The organism is Alteromonas sp. ABE4_545 (assembly GCF_056161325.1).
On record NZ_JBSWYY010000018.1, the window covers coordinates 67,785 to 86,702 of the forward strand.

General features: G+C 44.3%; 19 protein-coding genes and 1 rRNA gene. 9 read left to right on the forward strand and 11 right to left on the reverse strand.

Going from position 1 to position 18,918, the window contains the following annotated elements; translation table 11 throughout:
• Nucleotides 1–2: 2 nt before the first annotated feature.
• The 9 genes from mutM to radC all read right to left on the reverse strand — a co-directional run bounded on the left by mutM (nt 3) and on the right by radC (nt 7,006).
• Entirely contained in the window at nt 3–812 is an 810-nt protein-coding gene (gene mutM, locus ACXAH6_RS15100) for a bifunctional DNA-formamidopyrimidine glycosylase/DNA-(apurinic or apyrimidinic site) lyase (protein WP_474878134.1), read from the reverse strand.
• On the reverse strand, nt 805–1,293 hold the full coding sequence (locus ACXAH6_RS15105) for a hypothetical protein (RefSeq protein ID WP_474878135.1): 489 nt from the start codon (nt 1,291–1,293) through the stop codon (nt 805–807). Before ACXAH6_RS15105 ends, mutM begins: the two co-directional genes overlap by 8 nt.
• A 132-nt stretch (nt 1,294–1,425) precedes the next feature.
• Nucleotides 1,426–1,581: a 50S ribosomal protein L33 gene (gene rpmG / locus ACXAH6_RS15110; protein WP_012516577.1), complete on the reverse strand. Its 156-nt coding sequence runs from the start codon at nt 1,579–1,581 to the stop codon at nt 1,426–1,428.
• 12 nt (nt 1,582–1,593) lie between these two features.
• Nucleotides 1,594–1,830, reverse strand: a complete 237-nt coding sequence (rpmB, locus tag ACXAH6_RS15115) for a 50S ribosomal protein L28 (RefSeq protein ID WP_070175149.1) — start codon at nt 1,828–1,830, stop codon at nt 1,594–1,596.
• A 222-nt stretch (nt 1,831–2,052) separates the two neighbouring features.
• Nucleotides 2,053–4,164: a YjbH domain-containing protein gene (locus ACXAH6_RS15120; protein ID WP_474878138.1), complete on the reverse strand. Its 2,112-nt coding sequence runs from the start codon at nt 4,162–4,164 to the stop codon at nt 2,053–2,055.
• Nucleotides 4,165–4,166: 2 nt separating this feature from the next.
• Complete coding sequence (locus ACXAH6_RS15125) at nt 4,167–4,910, reverse strand: capsule biosynthesis GfcC family protein (RefSeq protein WP_474878140.1); 744 nt, start codon at nt 4,908–4,910, stop codon at nt 4,167–4,169.
• A 2-nt stretch (nt 4,911–4,912) separates the two neighbouring features.
• Nucleotides 4,913–5,608, reverse strand: coding sequence for a YjbF family lipoprotein (locus tag ACXAH6_RS15130; protein ID WP_474878142.1), 696 nt, complete (start codon nt 5,606–5,608; stop codon nt 4,913–4,915).
• A gap of 182 nt (nt 5,609–5,790) precedes the next feature.
• On the reverse strand, nt 5,791–6,162 hold the full coding sequence (locus tag ACXAH6_RS15135) for a hypothetical protein (RefSeq protein WP_474878144.1): 372 nt from the start codon (nt 6,160–6,162) through the stop codon (nt 5,791–5,793).
• Nucleotides 6,163–6,331: 169 nt separating this feature from the next.
• A complete protein-coding gene (gene radC, locus ACXAH6_RS15140) occupies nt 6,332–7,006 on the reverse strand; it encodes a RadC family protein (RefSeq protein WP_474878158.1) in 675 nt (224 codons plus the stop codon).
• Nucleotides 7,007–7,144: 138 nt separating this feature from the next.
• Here radC and coaBC point away from each other — a divergent pair, with 138 nt between their 5' ends.
• On the forward strand, nt 7,145–8,350 hold the full coding sequence (gene coaBC, locus ACXAH6_RS15145) for a bifunctional phosphopantothenoylcysteine decarboxylase/phosphopantothenate--cysteine ligase CoaBC (RefSeq protein WP_474878145.1): 1,206 nt from the start codon (nt 7,145–7,147) through the stop codon (nt 8,348–8,350).
• A gap of 84 nt (nt 8,351–8,434) precedes the next feature.
• Nucleotides 8,435–9,025: a nucleoid occlusion factor SlmA gene (slmA, locus tag ACXAH6_RS15150; protein WP_474878146.1), complete on the forward strand. Its 591-nt coding sequence runs from the start codon at nt 8,435–8,437 to the stop codon at nt 9,023–9,025.
• A 52-nt stretch (nt 9,026–9,077) separates the two neighbouring features.
• Here slmA and ACXAH6_RS15155 read toward each other — a convergent pair whose 3' ends face one another.
• The gene (locus ACXAH6_RS15155; RefSeq protein WP_474878159.1) at nt 9,078–10,715 is read right to left on the reverse strand and encodes a M28 family metallopeptidase; all 1,638 of its coding nucleotides are present in this window, start codon (nt 10,713–10,715) and stop codon (nt 9,078–9,080) included.
• A gap of 147 nt (nt 10,716–10,862) precedes the next feature.
• On the opposite strand from ACXAH6_RS15155, the gene ACXAH6_RS15160 reads away from it, so the two are divergent.
• The 7 genes from ACXAH6_RS15160 to ACXAH6_RS15190 all read left to right on the forward strand — a co-directional run bounded on the left by ACXAH6_RS15160 (nt 10,863) and on the right by ACXAH6_RS15190 (nt 18,647).
• Entirely contained in the window at nt 10,863–11,435 is a 573-nt protein-coding gene (locus ACXAH6_RS15160; protein WP_474878148.1) for a TetR/AcrR family transcriptional regulator, read from the forward strand.
• 60 nt (nt 11,436–11,495) lie between these two features.
• On the forward strand, nt 11,496–11,822 hold the full coding sequence (locus ACXAH6_RS15165) for a DUF1820 family protein (RefSeq protein WP_474878149.1): 327 nt from the start codon (nt 11,496–11,498) through the stop codon (nt 11,820–11,822).
• Between the two features lie 214 nt (nt 11,823–12,036).
• Entirely contained in the window at nt 12,037–12,525 is a 489-nt protein-coding gene (locus ACXAH6_RS15170; protein WP_474878151.1) for a hypothetical protein, read from the forward strand.
• 83 nt (nt 12,526–12,608) lie between these two features.
• Nucleotides 12,609–13,298 carry a hypothetical protein gene (locus ACXAH6_RS15175; protein WP_474878153.1) on the forward strand — a complete coding sequence of 230 codons (690 nt, stop codon included), beginning with the start codon at nt 12,609–12,611 and terminating at the stop codon, nt 13,296–13,298.
• A gap of 2 nt (nt 13,299–13,300) precedes the next feature.
• Entirely contained in the window at nt 13,301–14,704 is a 1,404-nt protein-coding gene (locus ACXAH6_RS15180) for a Y-family DNA polymerase (RefSeq protein ID WP_474878154.1), read from the forward strand.
• Complete coding sequence (locus ACXAH6_RS15185) at nt 14,704–17,772, forward strand: error-prone DNA polymerase (RefSeq protein WP_474878161.1); 3,069 nt, start codon at nt 14,704–14,706, stop codon at nt 17,770–17,772. The genes ACXAH6_RS15180 and ACXAH6_RS15185 overlap by 1 nt, the downstream gene beginning before the upstream one ends.
• A gap of 113 nt (nt 17,773–17,885) precedes the next feature.
• On the forward strand, nt 17,886–18,647 hold the full coding sequence (locus tag ACXAH6_RS15190) for a hypothetical protein (RefSeq protein WP_474878155.1): 762 nt from the start codon (nt 17,886–17,888) through the stop codon (nt 18,645–18,647).
• Between the two features lie 172 nt (nt 18,648–18,819).
• Here the strand turns inward: ACXAH6_RS15190 and rrf are convergent.
• A 5S ribosomal RNA gene (rrf, locus tag ACXAH6_RS15195) occupies nt 18,820–18,918 on the reverse strand; the annotation flags it as partial.

Consider the following 18,918-nt stretch of genomic DNA (forward strand, 5'->3'; position numbering starts at 1 on the left):
CATTAACGTTGGCAAGAAGGGCAGTAAAACGTATTGCGCTGCCCTATGGTCACACTTTTAATGTCGGTATGGCATATGGGGCAAGGTTTTCCTGTTTTACCGTATACTTGTAGTTCTTGGGCAAAATACCCTGGGTTGCCATCACTCTGGGCAAAGTCTTTCAGCGTAGTGCCTCCTTGGCTAATCGCTTTCGCCAATACGTTTTTAATTGCCTCTGCCAATACCTTGTATCGCTCAGCACTTACTCTACCGGCGGCTCTTCGAGGGTCAATGCCTGCCATGAACAATGCTTCATTGGCGTATATGTTGCCGACCCCCACCACAACGTGATTATCCATAATGAAATTTTTCACCGCTGACTTTTTGCCTTTCGCCAAGACACTCAATCTGGCACCGTCAAAATCATCAGTGAGCGGCTCAGGGCCAAGACTTTGCATTAAAGCAATCTCTTCACCCTCAGGTTGCCATAAACAAGCGCCAAAACGTCTGGGGTCATTAAATCGCAGGCATTTTCCGTTATCTAATACAATATCTATATGGTCGTGTTTAATTACAGGCACTTGTTTGTCGATGACTCGCAGTTTTCCTGACATACCCAAATGCATGACTATCTGACCACCCTCAACATGGAGCAATAAATACTTGGCTCTACGCGTAATACGCGTTATCACACAGCCCTCTGCGCGATGAATATCATCCGGTACGGGCCAACGAAGGCGCTTGTCGCGAACAATAATTTTTGCGATTTTCTGGCCTTCCATCCACGGTGTTATGCCTAGGCGGCTCACTTCAACTTCAGGTAATTCAGGCATGCTCACCACTCGTAGTTATTGGCTCAAAGGCAAGCCAAGGCAATAGTTCTTCCAGGGTCGCTTGATGCAAGCTAAACCACTGTTGTTGATAACACACCCACGTTGTGTCTCCGGGGTAAATAGCATAAACACGACCTGTCCCCTCACCCGCTAACCACACCACGGCGATGTATGGGTTAATATTGCTTACATCGTTACTCGGAGAGGCTTCAGACAATAGTTTAGCGCGCTGCCATGCTGCGCGTTGCGATTCGGGTGAAGCTGCCCCATGTTTTGCAGGTGTGATATTCCAGCGCCAACTCTGGCCAACACGCTCAAGGCGGTATTGGTCCATGTCAATTTTTAGCACATAGGCATCATCAGGTAACAAGGGAGTGAGGGCTGCTTGCTTCGCAGAGGGAAGAAATTTATCAATATTAAACATAAACACCATCAGCAACATGGCGTAGATGACGATGTTATTTACGGTTCGTTTAGACACGCTTACCACTTTCGCTACCTATTATTCACGAGAGTGGCAAGTGTAACGCGAATAATGCAGATGGCAAGATTCGCTCAAGACGCAAAAAACCCGGCAAGGGCCGGGCTTTCTTGGAGACAAAAGCAAGTTTTGTTACTTGATTTTTGCCTCTTTGAACATAACGTGCTTACGTACAACGGGATCGTATTTTTTGATCTCCATTTTACCAGGCATGTTACGCTTGTTTTTGTCAGTGGTGTAGAAGAAACCTGTACCCGCTGAAGAAACTAATTTAATTTTATCACGCATTGTTAGGCTTCCTTAGATTTTTTCACCACGGGCACGGATGTCAGTTAATACTGCATCAATACCTTTTTTGTCGATAATACGCATACCTTTAGGAGTAAGGCGTAATTTAACAAAACGGTTTTCACTTTCAACCCAAAAACGGTGAGTTTGAAGGTTTGGCAAAAAGCGACGACGAGTCGCGTTTCTAGCGTGTGAACGGTTATTACCAACCGCAGGACGCTTACCTGTTACTTGACATACTCTTGACATTCTATTTGTCTCCAGAACAATAACTGTCGCGCCAGCCGAACCCACCATTTTTGGCAATCGGGTCAGTTGACGAATACCTACGAATAAGAGGGCGCATTTTATACAGCAATTCAGATCCAAATTCAATAAAAATGCGCAAAAAGGTGAATCTTTGTGCGATCCTGCTCGATCCACCCGCGAATAGACAGTCTTACCCCACTGTCTTTCGGGTTGTTCTTCCCTTTAATAATTCATAAAGGGAGAACGTAAATCGGTGGTATCTATCAGCATGACAGGGCGACGAAGTGCCTGGCCACCATCACGAGCAATAGGTACCCAAGGGAAATATCCTCGGCCTTTGGCTGATTTTAACACGAATAAATCAAATGGAATCGAAATATAGAAGCCTTTAGTAAAACTTCCTTCTCCATATTCTTCAGCAGACACATTCGTTATGGCAGCAAAGGCCCCTACTACAATCCCGCTGTCGAAGCGTTTGGCAAAATCAATGTTAACACCTTTATCTTTTGCCAAGAACTGCCCCGCGCTTAGAGATATACGAGTGTCCGGCAAAAATTCTGGACGCCAATACACAGAAGCATGCCCTGTTAAAGCGGTATAATCATCTAAGCCAAAGGTCGATTTATACGAACGTTGTTTTACATAGTTAAGGTCGATACCAAAAGCCCAGTTGCTATCCACTTCACGGTATAAAAACTCGGTACCAACACCCGCAAACATCGTTTCGAGATAGCCCCCATACACTTGTGCATAGAGATTATCGTCAACCCTGTCTGCCCAACGCAAAAACGCCGAATCAGAAACAAGATTGCTGCGAGTCACATATTCACGCACATAAGTTCGCACGCGGTGCAAAGACGAATCTTCCTGATCGACCTTAAAATTAAACTTATCGAAGTTATCTAACAACGTATAGCGCGTGTTGCTGTGGAATGAAAACTGGCTATTAAATTCATAGCCGGCCTGGAATGACAATCCACCTTGATACAAGAAAAAGTCTTCTGGGTTACCAAATGACTGTACCCAGAACGTACTCATTGAGTAATAGATACCACCTTCTCTCACTGGGTCGAAAGCGTCGTAAATATCATCAGACACATCTTGGCGATAGTACGTTTGAGTTACATCACTCTCTAATCCACGGTAAGTAGCTGCAGCTTTGAATTTATCCGCATCAATCACCGTATCAACCATTGGGGTATTCCCCCCGGTTTCGACTAGGTGATAGGTTTTAATTGAATCAGGTAATTCAGACGCAAGGATGCGCCCTACGCGATTAATCGCATCTTTTTGATCCGGATAAAAGCGTTGTACGCCATAAAATACCGCTTCGTCTTCTTTAATATCAGTGTCGTTAAGTAAAAAGCCACCTTTCATGTGAAGGTCTTTGTACAAACGGCCACGATAAATATCATCTACCGTCTTAGGCGGTACAGCTTTACTAATATCTCTCGGCTCTTCATCAAATTTCACCTGAGAAATCGTGTGTAGATTAAAGTGATAAGTCACACCAAAACCAATGGTATTGCCGCGCTGGTAGTTAGCATGAAAATCAAAGTTGTTGTATTTATAAACCGCACCAAAGTTCCAGCGGCTATCTTGTTGCAATTCACCCGCGCGATCTTGGCTGTAGTTGTTGCCTTCGTATTCAAGCTTTAAACGCAGAGGCTCCCAAGGAGTTTGGTACTCTATCCCACCAAAAATTGCCATCGGCCCTTTAAAGAAATGCTGATAGTCAATTTTTCCGCCTTTACCGGAATACCCTGAAGGACGATCACAATAGCTTTCTCGAATTTCGCAAAACGGATTAGACACGTCATCAGATGTGCCCAAATATCCCCAACCAGCGCCTAGGTGGAAATCAAACGGCCCCCATGCTTTACTGGCTGTGACATATTCACTTTCAAAAAAGCCGGTGCCACCAAAATCTCGGAAGCCAACGGAAATTTCAGGCAAATAGAAACTTTCTTGCCACAATCGAAATTTCACATCTAAGCCTTTATCTTTTAGGGTTTGATCACCACTAAAGCTCTCGACTTGGCTATATTTTTTCGTTCGCACATCTGTATATCTGGCCGTGGCTTCCATCCACGGGAACAGCTGCATGCTAACGTTCCAGAATCGATATTCTTCATTGTCTGTATAGGAAACAGAAAAACCACCTTCGGGCATCATTCGCGACGTAGGCGTCTGGATCATACCTACACCGCCCTGCACCATTTGCGAAGGATTTACCGCATAATGCGGTATTTCAATAATGTCGTCTTCGGCCGCAAACGTTGGAATAGCAAAGCTAGCACTCACAGCTAAAGCGATTGGAGAAAGTTTATTCATACTTACCACTCCACCACTCGATTTGCGGCTAGTTTTGCAATATTGCGATTGAGCGCCTCAATATCACTATTCAATATTGATGTATTCAATGGAAAATAAATCTGACTACCTGGCATAATTTGAATCGCTTCCTTATTCCAATACGCAATGCCAATTTTGCGAACAAAACCATCAGGCGATATCACATAGGCCCAGTCTTTATCTAATTGTGAGTGGAGTGCAAATTGTTCGGCATAGTCTGCAGCCGTTCTCTGAGGTTTATATAAGGCTTCTCGATAAGCACCAAATGCGCTAATCACTTGCACTTTTTGCGGGCGAGTTGTAAGTATCAAACGATAGCTGCCCGCTAACATTTCTCGGTTTAACGACACGTTTAGCCTAATTGCATCGTAGTCAATTGGGATGCGAACACGGTGTGATATCGTCCACGACTTTACTTGCTCTCGAAGAGAATTGAGACCCGCTAAAAATTCGGAGTCGTCATGATAATCGGCTGATAACGCCTCGATCTGTGCGAGTACGGTATATTTTAATGCAATGGCATCTTGCTGATTGACATCAAACAGCGCTGAAGCCGGCCAATACCAACGCGATTGAGCAGCAACGGGAGCAAGTACCTGATCCAATCTCACTGGCTGAGTATATTCGTAGCGAGTGTCATTAATCAGTATATTAACCGCTGCACTAACATTCGCTGGCAACGCTACCGCAAGTAACAATGAACATATGAAAATATAATGGCGCATGATCACCCTTCTACTACAGAAAAATTAAGCAGTCGTGATGCCCGACTGAGGAAGGTCAATGTAAAGGGGTCGGTATCAGGTGCAAACCGCTGTTCTGCATAAATCACCTGGCCTGATGCTTTATCAACAAGGTATTTGTTTTCCCACGTCTGATTCAACGTAATGAATGGAACATTCGGCGTCATGGTGACGGTTTCAATAACGCGAGTTGTGTTAATTTCTAAACCAAACACGTTCAGCGGCTCAACGCCATCTTCCCGCCATTGAGACGAGATATTTACCCCAGACAGCTCACCTTCAATATCGACTGTTCGTTGCCATTGCGAAGACAACTGAGTGACTGAAGATAACGGGTTAGCGTTGGTATTGGTGGTATATAGCAGATCGATGGGTAAGCCCGCTGTCCGCACAATTACACCGTGGTCAATGACTAATACAGCGTGGTCAGATGACACCCACTTATATCCATCATCTTCGATATAAGCTAACGCCATTACGGCAATTTTTCGATCGCCGTGTTTTACGGATAACAAGTCGACGGGTGATGTCATCACCTTCTCTAAGGTGACTTCAGCATCCGATGCAGAAAATGCAAGAATGAAGGAATCATAATAGGCTTGAGTTGTTGACGAGCAGCCTTGTAATGTGACGCTACTCACGCCAATAACAATAAAAGTTACTAGAGATTTTAAGTCCATTTTTGCACTACATGATGTAAAACGTGAAAGCAAAAATGCTAGCAAGATTTTGCCACGCTTAATAGAAATTTCACCGGAATATCGAAACTTTGGCGTAATTGACGCCGTTTCTCATCCTTTACAAATAAAAACACCCAGCTTGAACCAAGCTGGGTGTTTCATTTACACACAACGATTATTGTTTATTCAACAACCGTTGGAAGGTATGTATAAGTTACAGGCACTGTAATAGTTTTAGTTGCAGTACCAGTACCAGATGCAGTTACAGTTACTGTTGATGTAGTACCAACACATTCACCGTTCAATAGCACGTCGTCTGTGTCATCAGCACAATATACGATTACAGGTTCGCCGTCTGGGCCACCCATGTTACCGTTACTGTTTGTTGCTGCGCCTACTGCCCATGTTGCAAAAACAGCACCACCAACAACGATTTCGCCAGCGATACCGCCAACAGTAAATGCAGTTGAACTAGAACCTTGTGCTAGTTCCTGAGCATTGGCAGTCGTCGCTAGGGCTGCACCCAATACCAAAGAAGCTAATGCTTTTTTCATGTTTAATCCTTTCATTTAAGAAAACCCACCAAACTTTATACTAAAGTATTTTAATAGCTAAAGCTATAGTTGACCAAGTATAATTTGCGAGTTTTTTATACAGCATCAATGCGAGTAAAAAAATACGATATTAAACGATCCCACATCAGGATCGCTCATGATCATTGTTTCAGATCCAGCCTCTTTGCGCAAATGATACAATTTCACTGTCGCCCACAACGAAATGGTCAAGTACCTGAATATCAATCACTTGCATAGCCTGTGTGATGTCTTTGGTAATACGTTTATCAGCGTCACTGGGTTCAGCCACACCTGAGGGATGGTTGTGGATCAAAATCACCGCGGCGGCGTTCATTTTTAACGCCAGCTTCACTAATTCTCTGGGGTATACTGCTGCGGCATTCACGGTGCCAAAAAACAACTCGTGATAGTCAATTAATCGATGTTGCGTATCGAGTGTTAGCATGGCAAACACTTCTTGTTGCCGGTCTCTTAATTTTGCGGTTAAAAAGCGCTTTACTGCTTCTGCATTAGTAAATGTATTTATCCGCGATACCACTTCCTTTAAATGGCGCCGAATAATTTCAAATGCAGCTTGCAGCTCAGCGTATTTAGCTTCCCCTACGCCGGGAATGGCACAAAGTTCATCAATACTCGACGTCACAACTCCCCTTATGGAGCCAAACTCAGTTAGCAGATGACGCGCAATCGTTAGCGCGCAGCGCCCGCCGTTTCCCGTGCGAATAAGGATCGCGAGCAATTCTGCGTCAGAAAGACTTTCGCATCCATACGCCAGTAACTTTTCTCGTGGCCTTTCTTCATCTGGTAATAGGTTTAACATAATCGTCCTCAGTTGCCTCACTATGCTAAATGCTCCTGAACATAAAACACACTGACCCCAAAGCCAGATTGTCTCCTTAACTACCCTCCCATAATAAAGTCGTGATAACCTTTACGAGTTTTATCTGTTGAGCATAAAAAGATGACGAACACGCCTCAAAGAATATTGCTAGCGATTACTGGTGGAATAGCAGCTTACAAAACCCCAGATCTCGTACGAAAACTCAAAGCGCAAGGCGCAGATGTGCGTGTTGTAATGACGGAATCGGCAACGCATTTTGTAAGTCCACTTTCTTTGCAGGCCGTTTCGGGCTACCCCGTACATACACTTTTAATTGACGAACAAGCCGAAGCCGGAATGGGCCACATTGCGCTTGCCAAATGGGCTGACACCCTTTTGGTCGCGCCCGCGACGGCGAATATACTCGCTAAGTTCGCTCATGGCTTAGCCGACGATTTGCTCAGTACCCTTTATTTAGCCACCACCGCCCAACTAATTATTGCACCAGCAATGAACCAGCAAATGTGGCGAGCACCAGCAACCCAACGCAATATTCAACAATTATTGCAAGATGGCGTTCATATAATTGGCCCAGCTTCGGGTGAGCAAGCATGTGGCGATGTTGGCCCAGGAAGAATGCTGGAACCTGAGGAAATCGTCGAACACCTTTTTGCACAACACGGTAAGCCTTTAGCGAATAAGCATGTTGTTATAACAGCAGGGCCAACGCGAGAAGCGCTCGACCCTGTGCGTTATATTAGTAATTACAGTTCAGGGAAAATGGGATTTGCAATAGCCCAAGCCTGCGCGGTATTAGGCGCCAAAGTTACCCTTGTCTGCGGTCCTGTTTCACTCAGTACTCCCGCTCGCTGTGAACGTATAAACGTACTGAGTGCACAAGAAATGCACGACGCTGTCATAAAACTCGCGCCCGAGTGTGATATATTCATCGCCTCAGCTGCCGTTGCAGATTATCGAGCCGCGGAAATTGCAGAAAATAAAATTAAGAAACAATCAGAGAAAGATAAGTTAACACTTACTTTAGTTAAAAACCCTGATATTCTAAAATCAGTTGCGCTATTACCCTCCCCACCATTTACAGTTGGGTTTGCCGCAGAAAGCCAACATGTTGAAACCTACGCCAAGAACAAGTTAAAAGCTAAAGGTATCGACATGATCGCCGCTAACGACATTACCGCTGACGGATTAGGCTTTAACAGCGAACACAATGCTCTTCACGTATTATGGGCGAACGGTGAAGCACAACTTCCTGCACAACCAAAGTCGAGTTTAGCTGAAGCTCTGATGGCTGTTGTGTTACAGCAATTTGAAAATAAAAATAAATAGCCAATGTGGTGACCACGCCACCTTTGCTAAGTACCTTTAACATGGAATGCGGGCGAAGACCCGTTTGCAGAGGAATAATAATTTATGCCTGCAGTAAAAAAACCGAATCGTCGCGCGCAGATCCTACAAGCCCTCGCGGGAATGTTAGAAAGCAACCAAGGTCAACGTATTACCACGGCGAAACTCGCAGAAAAAGTGGGAGTATCAGAAGCAGCGCTTTATCGACACTTTCCCAGTAAAGCAAGAATGTTTGAAGGCCTCATCGAGTTTATTGAAGAAACCTTGTTTTCACGCATTAACCGCATTTTAAATGAAGAAAAAGATTCGATTGCACGATGCCAACTCATTTTGCATTTAATTTTAGGCTTTGCGGAAAAGAACCCTGGCATTACGCGTATATTGAATGGCGACGCATTAATGGGTGAGCAAGAGCGTTTGCGTTTGCGCATTGCTAAATTGTTTGAACGATTAGAAACACAATTCAAACAGGTGCTTCGAGAGAGAAAGTTACGCGAAGGTAAAACACTTTCTGCAGATGAAGCCGTATTAGCAAACCTCTTGATCAGCTATGCTGATGGTCGAATTAACCAATTTATTCGCAGTGGTTTTACCCGTAAACCAACTGAGCAATTCAATGACCAATGGCTGTGCTTTAAACACGCCTTCTTAAGTTAAACACCCAAATAAAGCGCCGATACCGGCGCTTTATTGTTTCTATTCCATCTCTTTATTGCTGACGAAACGTCTCGCCAAAGAAATCACCTTCGTTCCATTGTGGCCGTTTTTGCTGATTCGCCAATGTGAAACCAATTTGCGCATTCACTAAGGCAAAATTATACGCGGCTTGCCAATTGAAAGGCTGATTAATGTCATCGCTCGGCATGTGATAATGGGTTGCTAAAAACGCGCCAAATGCTTTACTGCCATCTACGTTAGGGTCTGCGCTTGTTAAGCCTGGAACCAGAAAGACAGAAGGGACACCTTGCTTTACAAAAGCATAGTGGTCAGAGCGTGTAAACAGTGCCTGTTCGGGCCAAGGATCTGGGCTCAGGCTTAATCCAACATTGTCGGCCGCTTGTGCCACAGACTCTTGCAAATCACTGTGATTAGCGCCAAAGGCGATGACATCGGCAAACTCATACGTAAGAATTGGCATATCGAGATTCACGTTAGCCACCATGGATTTCGCAGGTACCGTTGGGTTACGAGCGAAATAATCTGCGCCTAATAAACCCTTTTCCTCGCCCGTGACTGAGACAAATAAAATGCTGCGTTTAGGCTTTTGCGGAAGTTGACTGAATAACCTTGCGGTTTCTAACATGACGGCAGTCCCTGAAGCATTGTCCATCGCGCCGTTATTGATATTGTCTTGTTTTACCGTTTTGGCGAATCCAATGTGGTCTGAATGCGCAGAAAACACAATATACTCGTTTTTCAACTTAGGGTCGGAGCCTTCGATCATCCCCACAACATTGGGGCTCGTAACCTCGCTATGCTGACTGGCTTTAGTTAACGACATGACACCAGGTAATACAAAACCAGCTGGAGCAATATCTTCATCTAACTGAGCATAAATATCACTAAGGCTTACCTTAGCTTCGGCGAATAACTGTTCAGCCGCCGGTATGCTTAAATATGCACTGCCTTTCAACGATGAAAACGTATTGGCAGGGATATTATCCTCATTCAGCCATGCCATTCTCGGTGTATGGATATAATTCAAGCGACCTTGATAAGGGCGGACTTTTTCATTTTGGGGCGTAGAAATTGTTATAACGCCCACCGCACCATGCGCTGCCGCATACTTGGATTTTTGATAACCCGATGCAAAATGTGCCCCTTCTTCACTGGGAAAAGAAGCAGGCTTACCCGCTAGCATCACAACCACCTTACCCTTTACATCTAGGTCTGCGTAATCATTGTGGTTAAGTTCTGGCGCTTCAATACCGTATCCTACAAACACCAACTCACCTTGTAGTTGAGTTTGCTCACGCAATAAATCAGGACCGGTTAAAAAGTCTTTCGGATAAGTGAAAGAAAGCGATGCATCGCCATTGGTTACTTGCATCGTAGGAGAAGACTGCACCAAGGTTGCTTTTCGAAATGGAACTTGTTGCCGATAGCCGTCAGTACCCATGGGCGTTAACCCATATTTCGCAAACTCAGTGGCAATATAGAGCGCTGCAATTTCATGCCCTCTAGATCCCGTATCACGCCCCTCCAGTAAATCATCAGCCAGAAAAAATAGGTGAGATTTGATTCGCTGTGTATCTGGTGAGAACGTCGGCGGTTGTTGGGCCTCCCCAACCATAGAAAATGTTAAAAGCGGGGCCAATAAGCCTCCGAGCATGAGTTTTTTAAGCATAGTTACCACATCAATCATCTTTATTCTGTTGCCATACTACCCCAAGACACTAATGATAGATAATCATCGCCCGCTCTTTCTCTTTGTGCTTTGCTGTAATTCGGCTATCATTGAAGAATACAAGTTCTTAATAACGATAAGCGTATTATGCCGCGCGTAGCCCTGTACAATGTAGAAGTCATTCTTTCTCAAGCAATTGATATCTTCCTTGAGCACAGTTTTCACAGTGCCATTATGGATGAAATTATTGCCCGCACCGACTTTAATCGCCGTGCTTTTTATTTGGAGTTTGGCAGCAAGCAAACGTTTCTTTACCGCGTACTTGATCACTATCACACCACAGAATTAAGCCCTGTTGTTGCCGAATTGGAATCTCACCAAGGGCTAGCTTCTATTAATGGCTTTTTTGAACGTTACATCTCTCTTATCCAAGGGCGCGGCTGCTTACTGATTAACTGCGTAACGGAACTGGGCAATGATGACGACGAAATCCGTTCCCGAGGTCGACATTATCTCGATAACCTCCAGCTTGCGTTTATCGGCTGCCTTGAACAAGCGCAGCGCGCCGATGAGTTACATTCATCGGTAAACATCGAGTCAACAGCGCTGCAATTGACCAGTTATGTTCAAGGCTTTGCCGTTAATGCTATTTTAGCTGACTCAGCAGAAGAACTAATTATTGCTACTCACGCTTTACTCGGGCCTTTGGCGAAGTCATAAGAATCGAGTACACTACGCGCCAATAATCTCTCGTGTTGTTTTGGAGTGTAGGTAGTCAATATGAGTAAACATGACCCTCTTTTTCGGATTCAATTTGTTAGTAATGGCGAAAAATACGAACTGTATGTGAAAGAGCTGTCACAAGGCGGGTTGTTCGGCTTTGTCGAGATTGGTGATTTTGTCTGGGACACGCACACAAGTTTGGTACTTGACCCTAGCCATGAAAAACTAAAATCAGAGTTTTCTGACGTCACTCGCACTTATATTCCCATGCATAATGTGCTGCGTATTGATGAAGTTAAGAAACAAGGCACAGCAAAAATCACACAGCTTTCAGATAAAGTAACGGCGTTTCCCAGCCCAATTTACACGCCGAAAAAAGACTAGCACAAGTAGAGGGCTTAACCTTACGCCCTCTCTCTTCCCTCACCAATCGCAATACAACACCGGTATCGTTTGCCACTTGGCGATATTAGTGACTTCCTATAAGATGGCTACTCGTTGTAGGCATTTAATGATCTGATCAAGGCAATAAGTGCACACTGTTCTCTATAATAAATAACTATAACTCTTATCGTTAAGGCTCAAACAGGAAGTCACCATGGTTGCCTTTAGTATTATTTCAGTACTGGTTTTGTTACTGATTTACTTTGTTTTACGCGTGCAGAATTTTCAGCGCCAACTTGCATTGAGTAATCACAATGTGCGTAGCTCGACCAAACGGGCAAACTACGCTTACAGTAATTTAGTGATGATTTCGAACGAGCTCCAACAGGTCTTTATGGCCCGTTTAGAGTCGAATCATAAACGAGGAATGATCAGCAACGCTGATTATCAGGTGTTAAGTGCGCTGTTTAGTTGTTTTGGTACCATTGTCATGGAATGCTGCGAAAAAGATGCGACCGTTGAGGAAGCATTAAATAAAGTATTAATGAAGCTCGAGTTTGAGATGGAAGATATTAGAAATTGCATCAAAGAACAGCCGAGTGATATACGTGTTGCATGGTCTAAAAACACCGTTGATGGTTTTATTACTGCGTGTAATAAGATCAGTCAGGGCGCATTGTCGGTTCAAGCTACCGATAATTAACCACTTTTTATTCATCACGCTCCTCAACTTGCAGGGGCGTTTTTTTTAACTATAATGCTGTATATACATACAGCATTATAGTTATGAAAATACCTACACCTATTTTACAGCATCCATCGATAAAACGAGGCCGGCAAACTTATTCAGCCTCGAAAGAGCGTGTATCTAGCCAAAATGATTCTATCGATCACGCTCTACAAGGAGGCTTACCTGCTTATGGTTTTATTCGGCTCATTTGCCCTCAAGGCGCTGGTGAAGTGTTGCATCACTTGCCAATATTAAAGAACATTCAGTCTCAAAAGAAACATATCATCTTTGTAAACCCGCCTGCGCAACTCTCCCATCACTGGTTTTTCCAACATGAGATTGCACATGAGCAATGCCTCTTTGTTATGCCAAATAATGAACAAGAAACACTATGGAGCGTTGAACAATGTTTGCGAAGTGAGGCTTGTGGCTGTGTTTTGTTTTGGTCGATGTCACACTCACCTAAACTGGCTCGCCGTTTACAAGTTATTGCCTCTCATCACCAAACGCTTTTGCTGTGTTTCGATCACAGCCAGCAACACCGAGAGGTATTGCCCGTGGCCTTAGATTGGCAGTGGGAATGGCATCAACAACAATGGTATGCGCACATTCATAAAATTCAGGGAAGCTGGGCCAGAACCTATGTGCCCATTACATTACCTTGCCCTTATACAAATACAGCGATTAATGCTGCTTTTACCCAAAGCCGTCAGCAACAAACATCGATATCATTAGTCAGTGAATAATCATGCTGTGGCTTTATCTTTCGTTTTATCAGTTGCAACTGGATGACGACTCCCTACTTCGTCAGCAAGCTCATGCACATTCCACCGAACCTACCGTGGTCTATGAGCCGACAAAGAATGAAATACTGCAAGCATGCCAAGTCGCAATATCGCACAATATACAACCCGGTATGGGGTTAGCCGCAGCGAGTGCTATGTGTAGTAAATTACGTTTACTCGCGTATGACGAGAGTTTAGCAACACATCGGTTACACGACCTTGCTCTATCGCTTTATCCGGTTATCGGTGAAATCGCACTAAACTCACCACATGGCTTATACCTGAGATTAGACCGAACCACGACCTATTACGGCTGCGTTGAAAGTTTGTGGGCTGCAATTCAATATACGCTCGCAAAAACGCCCTATCAGTACACCTTTGCGAGTGCTTATTCTCCTCAAGCCGCACAAATACTAGCAGAAAGGCAATGTAATCAGCTGTTGCAGGATGAACATGCCATCAAGCAGGCATTAGCCTCTGTCCCCCTGCAATCACTGCATATTGATACCAAAACGAGCAATAAACTATCGCGTGTAGGCATGCGAACACTCGGTGATGTATTCGCTATTCCTACTCACGAGATGGGGCGACGATTCGATAAAGAGGTACTTGTCTACCTCGCTACGCTAAGGGGAGAACGCTTTCCAACACTTTCTATGTTTGCCCCCCCAGAGCACTTCTCTCATCATATAGTACTGCCCTATGAAGTCAGTATTTCTGATAAGTTACTCATCTATCTCACGCAACAGGTAAAAGCGTTGTCGCGCTTTTTACTTCAGCGCAATCAACAAACCACATCATTGTCTATTCGGTTTCACTACCGCGAACAGCAACCCGATTCGCTTTCGATAACAGCAGCTATACCACAACACTGTGCGCAACAATGGCTAATGTTAATCGCATTAAAGTTAGAGCAGTTCAAGTTTTCAGAGCCAGTAACAGAAATTACATTGAGCGCTGACGCCCTTGTTGAGCTACAACCTAATAGTAATGATTTTTTCTCTCCGCAGCATAACGCCATCGCGCAAGCGCAATTGGTGGGTAAGTTAATTGCGCGACTAGGTGCAAGCAGTGTTTCTCAGCCCGTGTATGTGAATGAGCATAGGGTTACGCTTCCAGCATCACCCAATACAACAAAGGGTACCTGTAACGCGCCTTTACATTACCCGCTTCACGTAATGCCATACCCTATAGTGTTAACTGAGCCTACTCGTGTGCTATATGGGCCTGAACGCCTGAGTACAGGCTGGTGGGACGAGCATAGCTTGCAGCGAGATTACTACGTTGCTCAAGCAAGTCATGGTGGCTATTTATGGGTGTTCAAAGATAGTCAGGGGCAATGGTTTCAACATGGCTGGTTTGGCTGATGAGTTATGCTGAGCTAGCTTGCCAATCTAACTTTTCCTTTTTGATTGGCGCTTCACATCCCGAAGAGTACGTCACAACGGCTTCATTTTTAGGCTACCAAGCAATCGCAATAACCGACGAATGTTCTGTAGCGGGTGTTGTTCGCGCCTATTCAGAGATAAAGCGTCAAAACTTACCAATTCAACTCATTGTCGGTAGCCTGTTCCATTTTCATGAGCATTTTTCCTTCGTTTTACTATGCCCCAATAAAGCGGCTTATAGTGAGCTTTGCCGCATTATCACAAGCGCTCGCCGACGATGTAAAAAAGGGCATTACGAACTTGCTGAGTGGGACATAAAAACTATTCGGCACTGTTTTTTAATATGGCTACCGTCATTAAATGAAGAGGCCAATACCCACTGGGCATCTTGGCTGATGAAACACTTCGAAGGTCGCTGCTGGATTGGTGTGAGTCGCTTACTCGACGGCAAGGATGAAGACAGGTTTTGCCATGCAAATCGACTAACCGCTGAATATTCGTTGCCCGTTTGCGCTGTTGGCCAAGTGCTGTTTCACCATACTGATCGGCAAAAAATTCAACACGTATTACATGCCATTAGAGAGGGTCTGACTGTTGCCTCTCTCGGCCTAAGTGCATTAGCCAATGCAGAACGCTGTTTACGCCCACTGAATAAGCTGCAAAGACTTTACCCGTCTCAATGGTTACAAGAAACACTCAATATTGCTAAGCATTGCCATTTCAGCCTCAATGAGTTGCGTTATCAATACCCCGCAGAATTAGTACCTGAGGGAAAGTCGGCTCAATCATACTTGCGAGAGTGTGTAGAAAACGGGATTAAAAAGCGCTTTCCCGAAGGAGTTTCCCAAGAGATACGAGCAATTATAGAAAAAGAACTCACACTGATTGCGGAACAGCAATATGCGTATTTTTTCTTGACCATATACGACATTGTGAAGTTTGCTCAACAGCAACATATTTTATATCAAGGGCGAGGCTCTGCAGCCAACTCCGTCGTTTGTTATTGCTTGGAAATAACGGCTGTCGACCCTCGGCAAATCAATGTGCTATTTGAAAGATTTATATCCAAAGAGCGTAATGAGCCGCCCGATATAGACGTAGATTTTGAGCATGAGCGCCGAGAAGAAGTCATTCAGTATATCTATCAAAAGTACGGACGAGAGCGAACCGCATTGGCCGCTACGGTGATATCGTTTCGCTTCAAAAGTGCTTTTCGTGAAGTGGGCAAAGCGCTGGGTTATGAGGAGTCACAACTGAGCTTTTGGCTTAACCAAGTCAACCGACGCGATCGCGCATTAGGATGGAAACAGCAACTCATTGATGCAGGCTTACATACCACTAATGCTAAAGCCACACTGCTGTTTGAGCTGGTGAATGAAATACTTGGCTTTCCTAGACACTTGTCTCAACACGTTGGAGGCTTTGTGATTTCATCAGGGCCTTTGTATGAACTTGTGCCTGTTGAGAACGCAGCCATGGCCGAACGCACAGTTATTCAATGGGATAAAGACGACATTGAGAGTTTAGGGCTGTTAAAAGTAGACGTTCTCGCGCTTGGTATGCTGACGGCTATCCGTAAGGCATTTCATTTAATAAAGCAGCACAAAAACTTTACCTTGTCGCTCCCTTTTATCACCAAGCTCGGTGATGATCAGCAAGTGTATAAGATGATCACGAACGCTGATACAGTCGGCGTTTTTCAAATAGAGTCACGCGCGCAAATGTCAATGCTGCCGCGTTTAAAGCCAAACTGCTATTACGACTTGGTCGTACAAATTGCCATTGTACGGCCAGGGCCTATACAAGGTGATATGGTCCACCCATATTTATTACGGCGTCATGGTAAAGAAGCGATTCAATATCCTTCAGAAGCGGTTAAAAGCGTATTAAATCGCACAATGGGCGTGCCTATTTTTCAAGAGCAAGTTATTCAACTTGCTATGGTAGCCGCAGGCTTTACAGGTGGTGAAGCTGATCAGCTACGTCGAGCTATGGCGAGTTGGAAAAAAACCGGCGAACTTCAGAAATTCAAGCACAAGCTTATTTCTGGTATGACAAAAAAAGGGTACGACGAGGCTTTTGCGCAACGCCTTTATGATCAAATTTGTGGGTTTGGCGAATACGGGTTTCCAGAATCCCATTCAGCTTCGTTTGCTGTACTTGCGTATGCATCAGCATGGTTAAAATACTATTTCCCTACTGAGTTCTTCACTGCTTTATTAAATAGTTTACCCATGGGTTTTTATAGCGCCAGCCAGCTAGTACAAGATGCCAAACGGCACCATGTGAGTGTTCTTCCTGTTTGTATCAACCACTCGAATTGGGACCACATTATAGAAAACGACCTTTCAATTCGTCTTGGGTTTAGGCAAATAAAGGGGTTCTCACAAGAAAGCGCTGATAAGATCATCGCTTATCGTGAAAACGGTTTATTTTCTTGTATCAGTGACATCCACCAAATATCTATCCCAAACGATCACAAGGAAGCGCTTGCAAGTGCAGAAGCCTTTGCGTCCCTCACTGCACACCGATTCTCCGCCCGCTGGCAGCTTATGGATAAACAGCAATCTTTACCTTTGTTTGATAATACACAAGCCCCTACACAGTCAACAATACAGCCTCCAACACAAGTTGAAGCACTCAAAGAAGATTATCATTCACTTTCTTTATCACTCAAACACCATCCAATCAGCCTTTTACAGCAAGCCGGTAAACTTTCGGGTATTTGTTTTTTTTCTGATCTCCATACCAAGCCCAACAAGAGTATTGTTAAGGTCGTTGGATGCGTAACAGGTAGACAAGCCCCAGGTACGGCCAGTGGCGTAACTTTTGTGACATTAGAAGATCCTACCGGCAATATTAACGTTGTTGTATGGCAGGCCACGGCGAGAGAGCAAAAACGTGCATTTTTAAAGTCTATCGTTTTACAAGTGAATGGGGTATTAGAACGCTCGCCTGAAGGAGTAATTCATGTCATTGCCGGCAAGCTTATTGACCGCTCTCACGAACTGCATGAATTACATTTGGTTTCTCGCGACTTTCATTAAGCCCTAAGGATACAAAAGCCTCAGCTTATTCTTTAGGCTAAATATCCGTTTTCACTTTGCATCAAAGAATACCTTCATATAACGTTAATGTATGTTCGAAATTGATGATTACTATGCGTATTTTCGTCTTCTTACTCATTATCGTTTCACCATTATCTCTTGCAGAGCGGTTTGTTGTCGCCTCCCAAAATCTCAGCTATTACCCTCACTACGACTTCCGCTCTCCGTCAAATAAAGGCTATGGCTGGGCATTGTTAGAAGCTTATGCCAAAGAAAGCGGTCACAGCTTTGAATATATCGCGATGCCTGTTTTGCGATTACAGCGTGAGTTATTAAAAGGCAGTGTTGACCTGATTTATCCAGACCACCCAAAATGGACTAATCCAGTGTCCAAAGCCTCGCAAAAGCACTTTAGCTTACCCGTTGTAACAACCTTAGCGGGTACATGGGTTAAGCCTGAACAATACTTACAACCAATAGATAACATTAAAAAGCTGGGTATCCCGTACGGATTTTCCCCTCGCTATTGGGAACAAAGGATTAACGCAGGCAAACTCACTCTGGTAGGAACCAATGATAGTATAAGCGCATTAAAATTACTGGAAATGGGAAGAGTAGAAGCAGCTGATTGTGATTACCATGTGGCGAAACACCTACTTGCTCTACATCCAGACTTAGGCCCTATGAAGTTTGACCCCACTCTACCGAGTAAACCAGTGGATTTTCATCTATCAACGGTTCATCAAGTTAAATTGATTGAAGACATTAATCAATTTGTTCTGCAACACCCCGCATTAATAGCAAGGCTAAAGCAACAATACGGTATTACCGATCCTACACAGACATTACTCTCTATCAAGCAATCGATTAGATAGTAAGCTTACACTACGTGAGGTCGTGTTACGTAGTGCCCCTTTGATCTCAGCAATTTGCAAACACTCTAAATGCAACCAGCTCAATCCTTTTGAAAGAAACAGATACAGGTCTTTATATACCGCACAAACGAAAAAAGCCCACTCGTTTGAGTGGGCTTCATTCTAAATAGGAGCTTGGCGATGTGCTACTCTCACATGGGGAGACCCCACACTACCATCGCCGCTAACGTGTTTCACTTCTGAGTTCGGAATGGATTCAGGTGGTGCCACG

Coding starts and splice junctions, on each gene's coding strand:
- ACXAH6_RS15185 (WP_474878161.1), top strand. CDS start 14,704: ATGAGTTATGCTGAGCTAGCTTGCCAATCTAACTTTTCCTTTTTGATT.
- ACXAH6_RS15160 (WP_474878148.1), top strand. CDS start 10,863: ATGCCGCGCGTAGCCCTGTACAATGTAGAAGTCATTCTTTCTCAAGCA.
- ACXAH6_RS15180 (WP_474878154.1), top strand. CDS start 13,301: ATGCTGTGGCTTTATCTTTCGTTTTATCAGTTGCAACTGGATGACGAC.
- ACXAH6_RS15130 (WP_474878142.1), bottom strand. CDS start 5,608: ATGGACTTAAAATCTCTAGTAACTTTTATTGTTATTGGCGTGAGTAGC.
- rpmG (WP_012516577.1), bottom strand. CDS start 1,581: ATGCGTGATAAAATTAAATTAGTTTCTTCAGCGGGTACAGGTTTCTTC.
- ACXAH6_RS15155 (WP_474878159.1), bottom strand. CDS start 10,715: ATGCTTAAAAAACTCATGCTCGGAGGCTTATTGGCCCCGCTTTTAACA.
- mutM (WP_474878134.1), bottom strand. CDS start 812: ATGCCTGAATTACCTGAAGTTGAAGTGAGCCGCCTAGGCATAACACCG.
- rpmB (WP_070175149.1), bottom strand. CDS start 1,830: ATGTCAAGAGTATGTCAAGTAACAGGTAAGCGTCCTGCGGTTGGTAAT.
- ACXAH6_RS15135 (WP_474878144.1), bottom strand. CDS start 6,162: ATGAAAAAAGCATTAGCTTCTTTGGTATTGGGTGCAGCCCTAGCGACG.
- ACXAH6_RS15175 (WP_474878153.1), top strand. CDS start 12,609: ATGAAAATACCTACACCTATTTTACAGCATCCATCGATAAAACGAGGC.
- coaBC (WP_474878145.1), top strand. CDS start 7,145: ATGACGAACACGCCTCAAAGAATATTGCTAGCGATTACTGGTGGAATA.
- slmA (WP_474878146.1), top strand. CDS start 8,435: ATGCCTGCAGTAAAAAAACCGAATCGTCGCGCGCAGATCCTACAAGCC.
- ACXAH6_RS15170 (WP_474878151.1), top strand. CDS start 12,037: ATGGTTGCCTTTAGTATTATTTCAGTACTGGTTTTGTTACTGATTTAC.
- ACXAH6_RS15120 (WP_474878138.1), bottom strand. CDS start 4,164: ATGAATAAACTTTCTCCAATCGCTTTAGCTGTGAGTGCTAGCTTTGCT.
- ACXAH6_RS15190 (WP_474878155.1), top strand. CDS start 17,886: ATGCGTATTTTCGTCTTCTTACTCATTATCGTTTCACCATTATCTCTT.
- ACXAH6_RS15165 (WP_474878149.1), top strand. CDS start 11,496: ATGAGTAAACATGACCCTCTTTTTCGGATTCAATTTGTTAGTAATGGC.
- ACXAH6_RS15125 (WP_474878140.1), bottom strand. CDS start 4,910: ATGCGCCATTATATTTTCATATGTTCATTGTTACTTGCGGTAGCGTTG.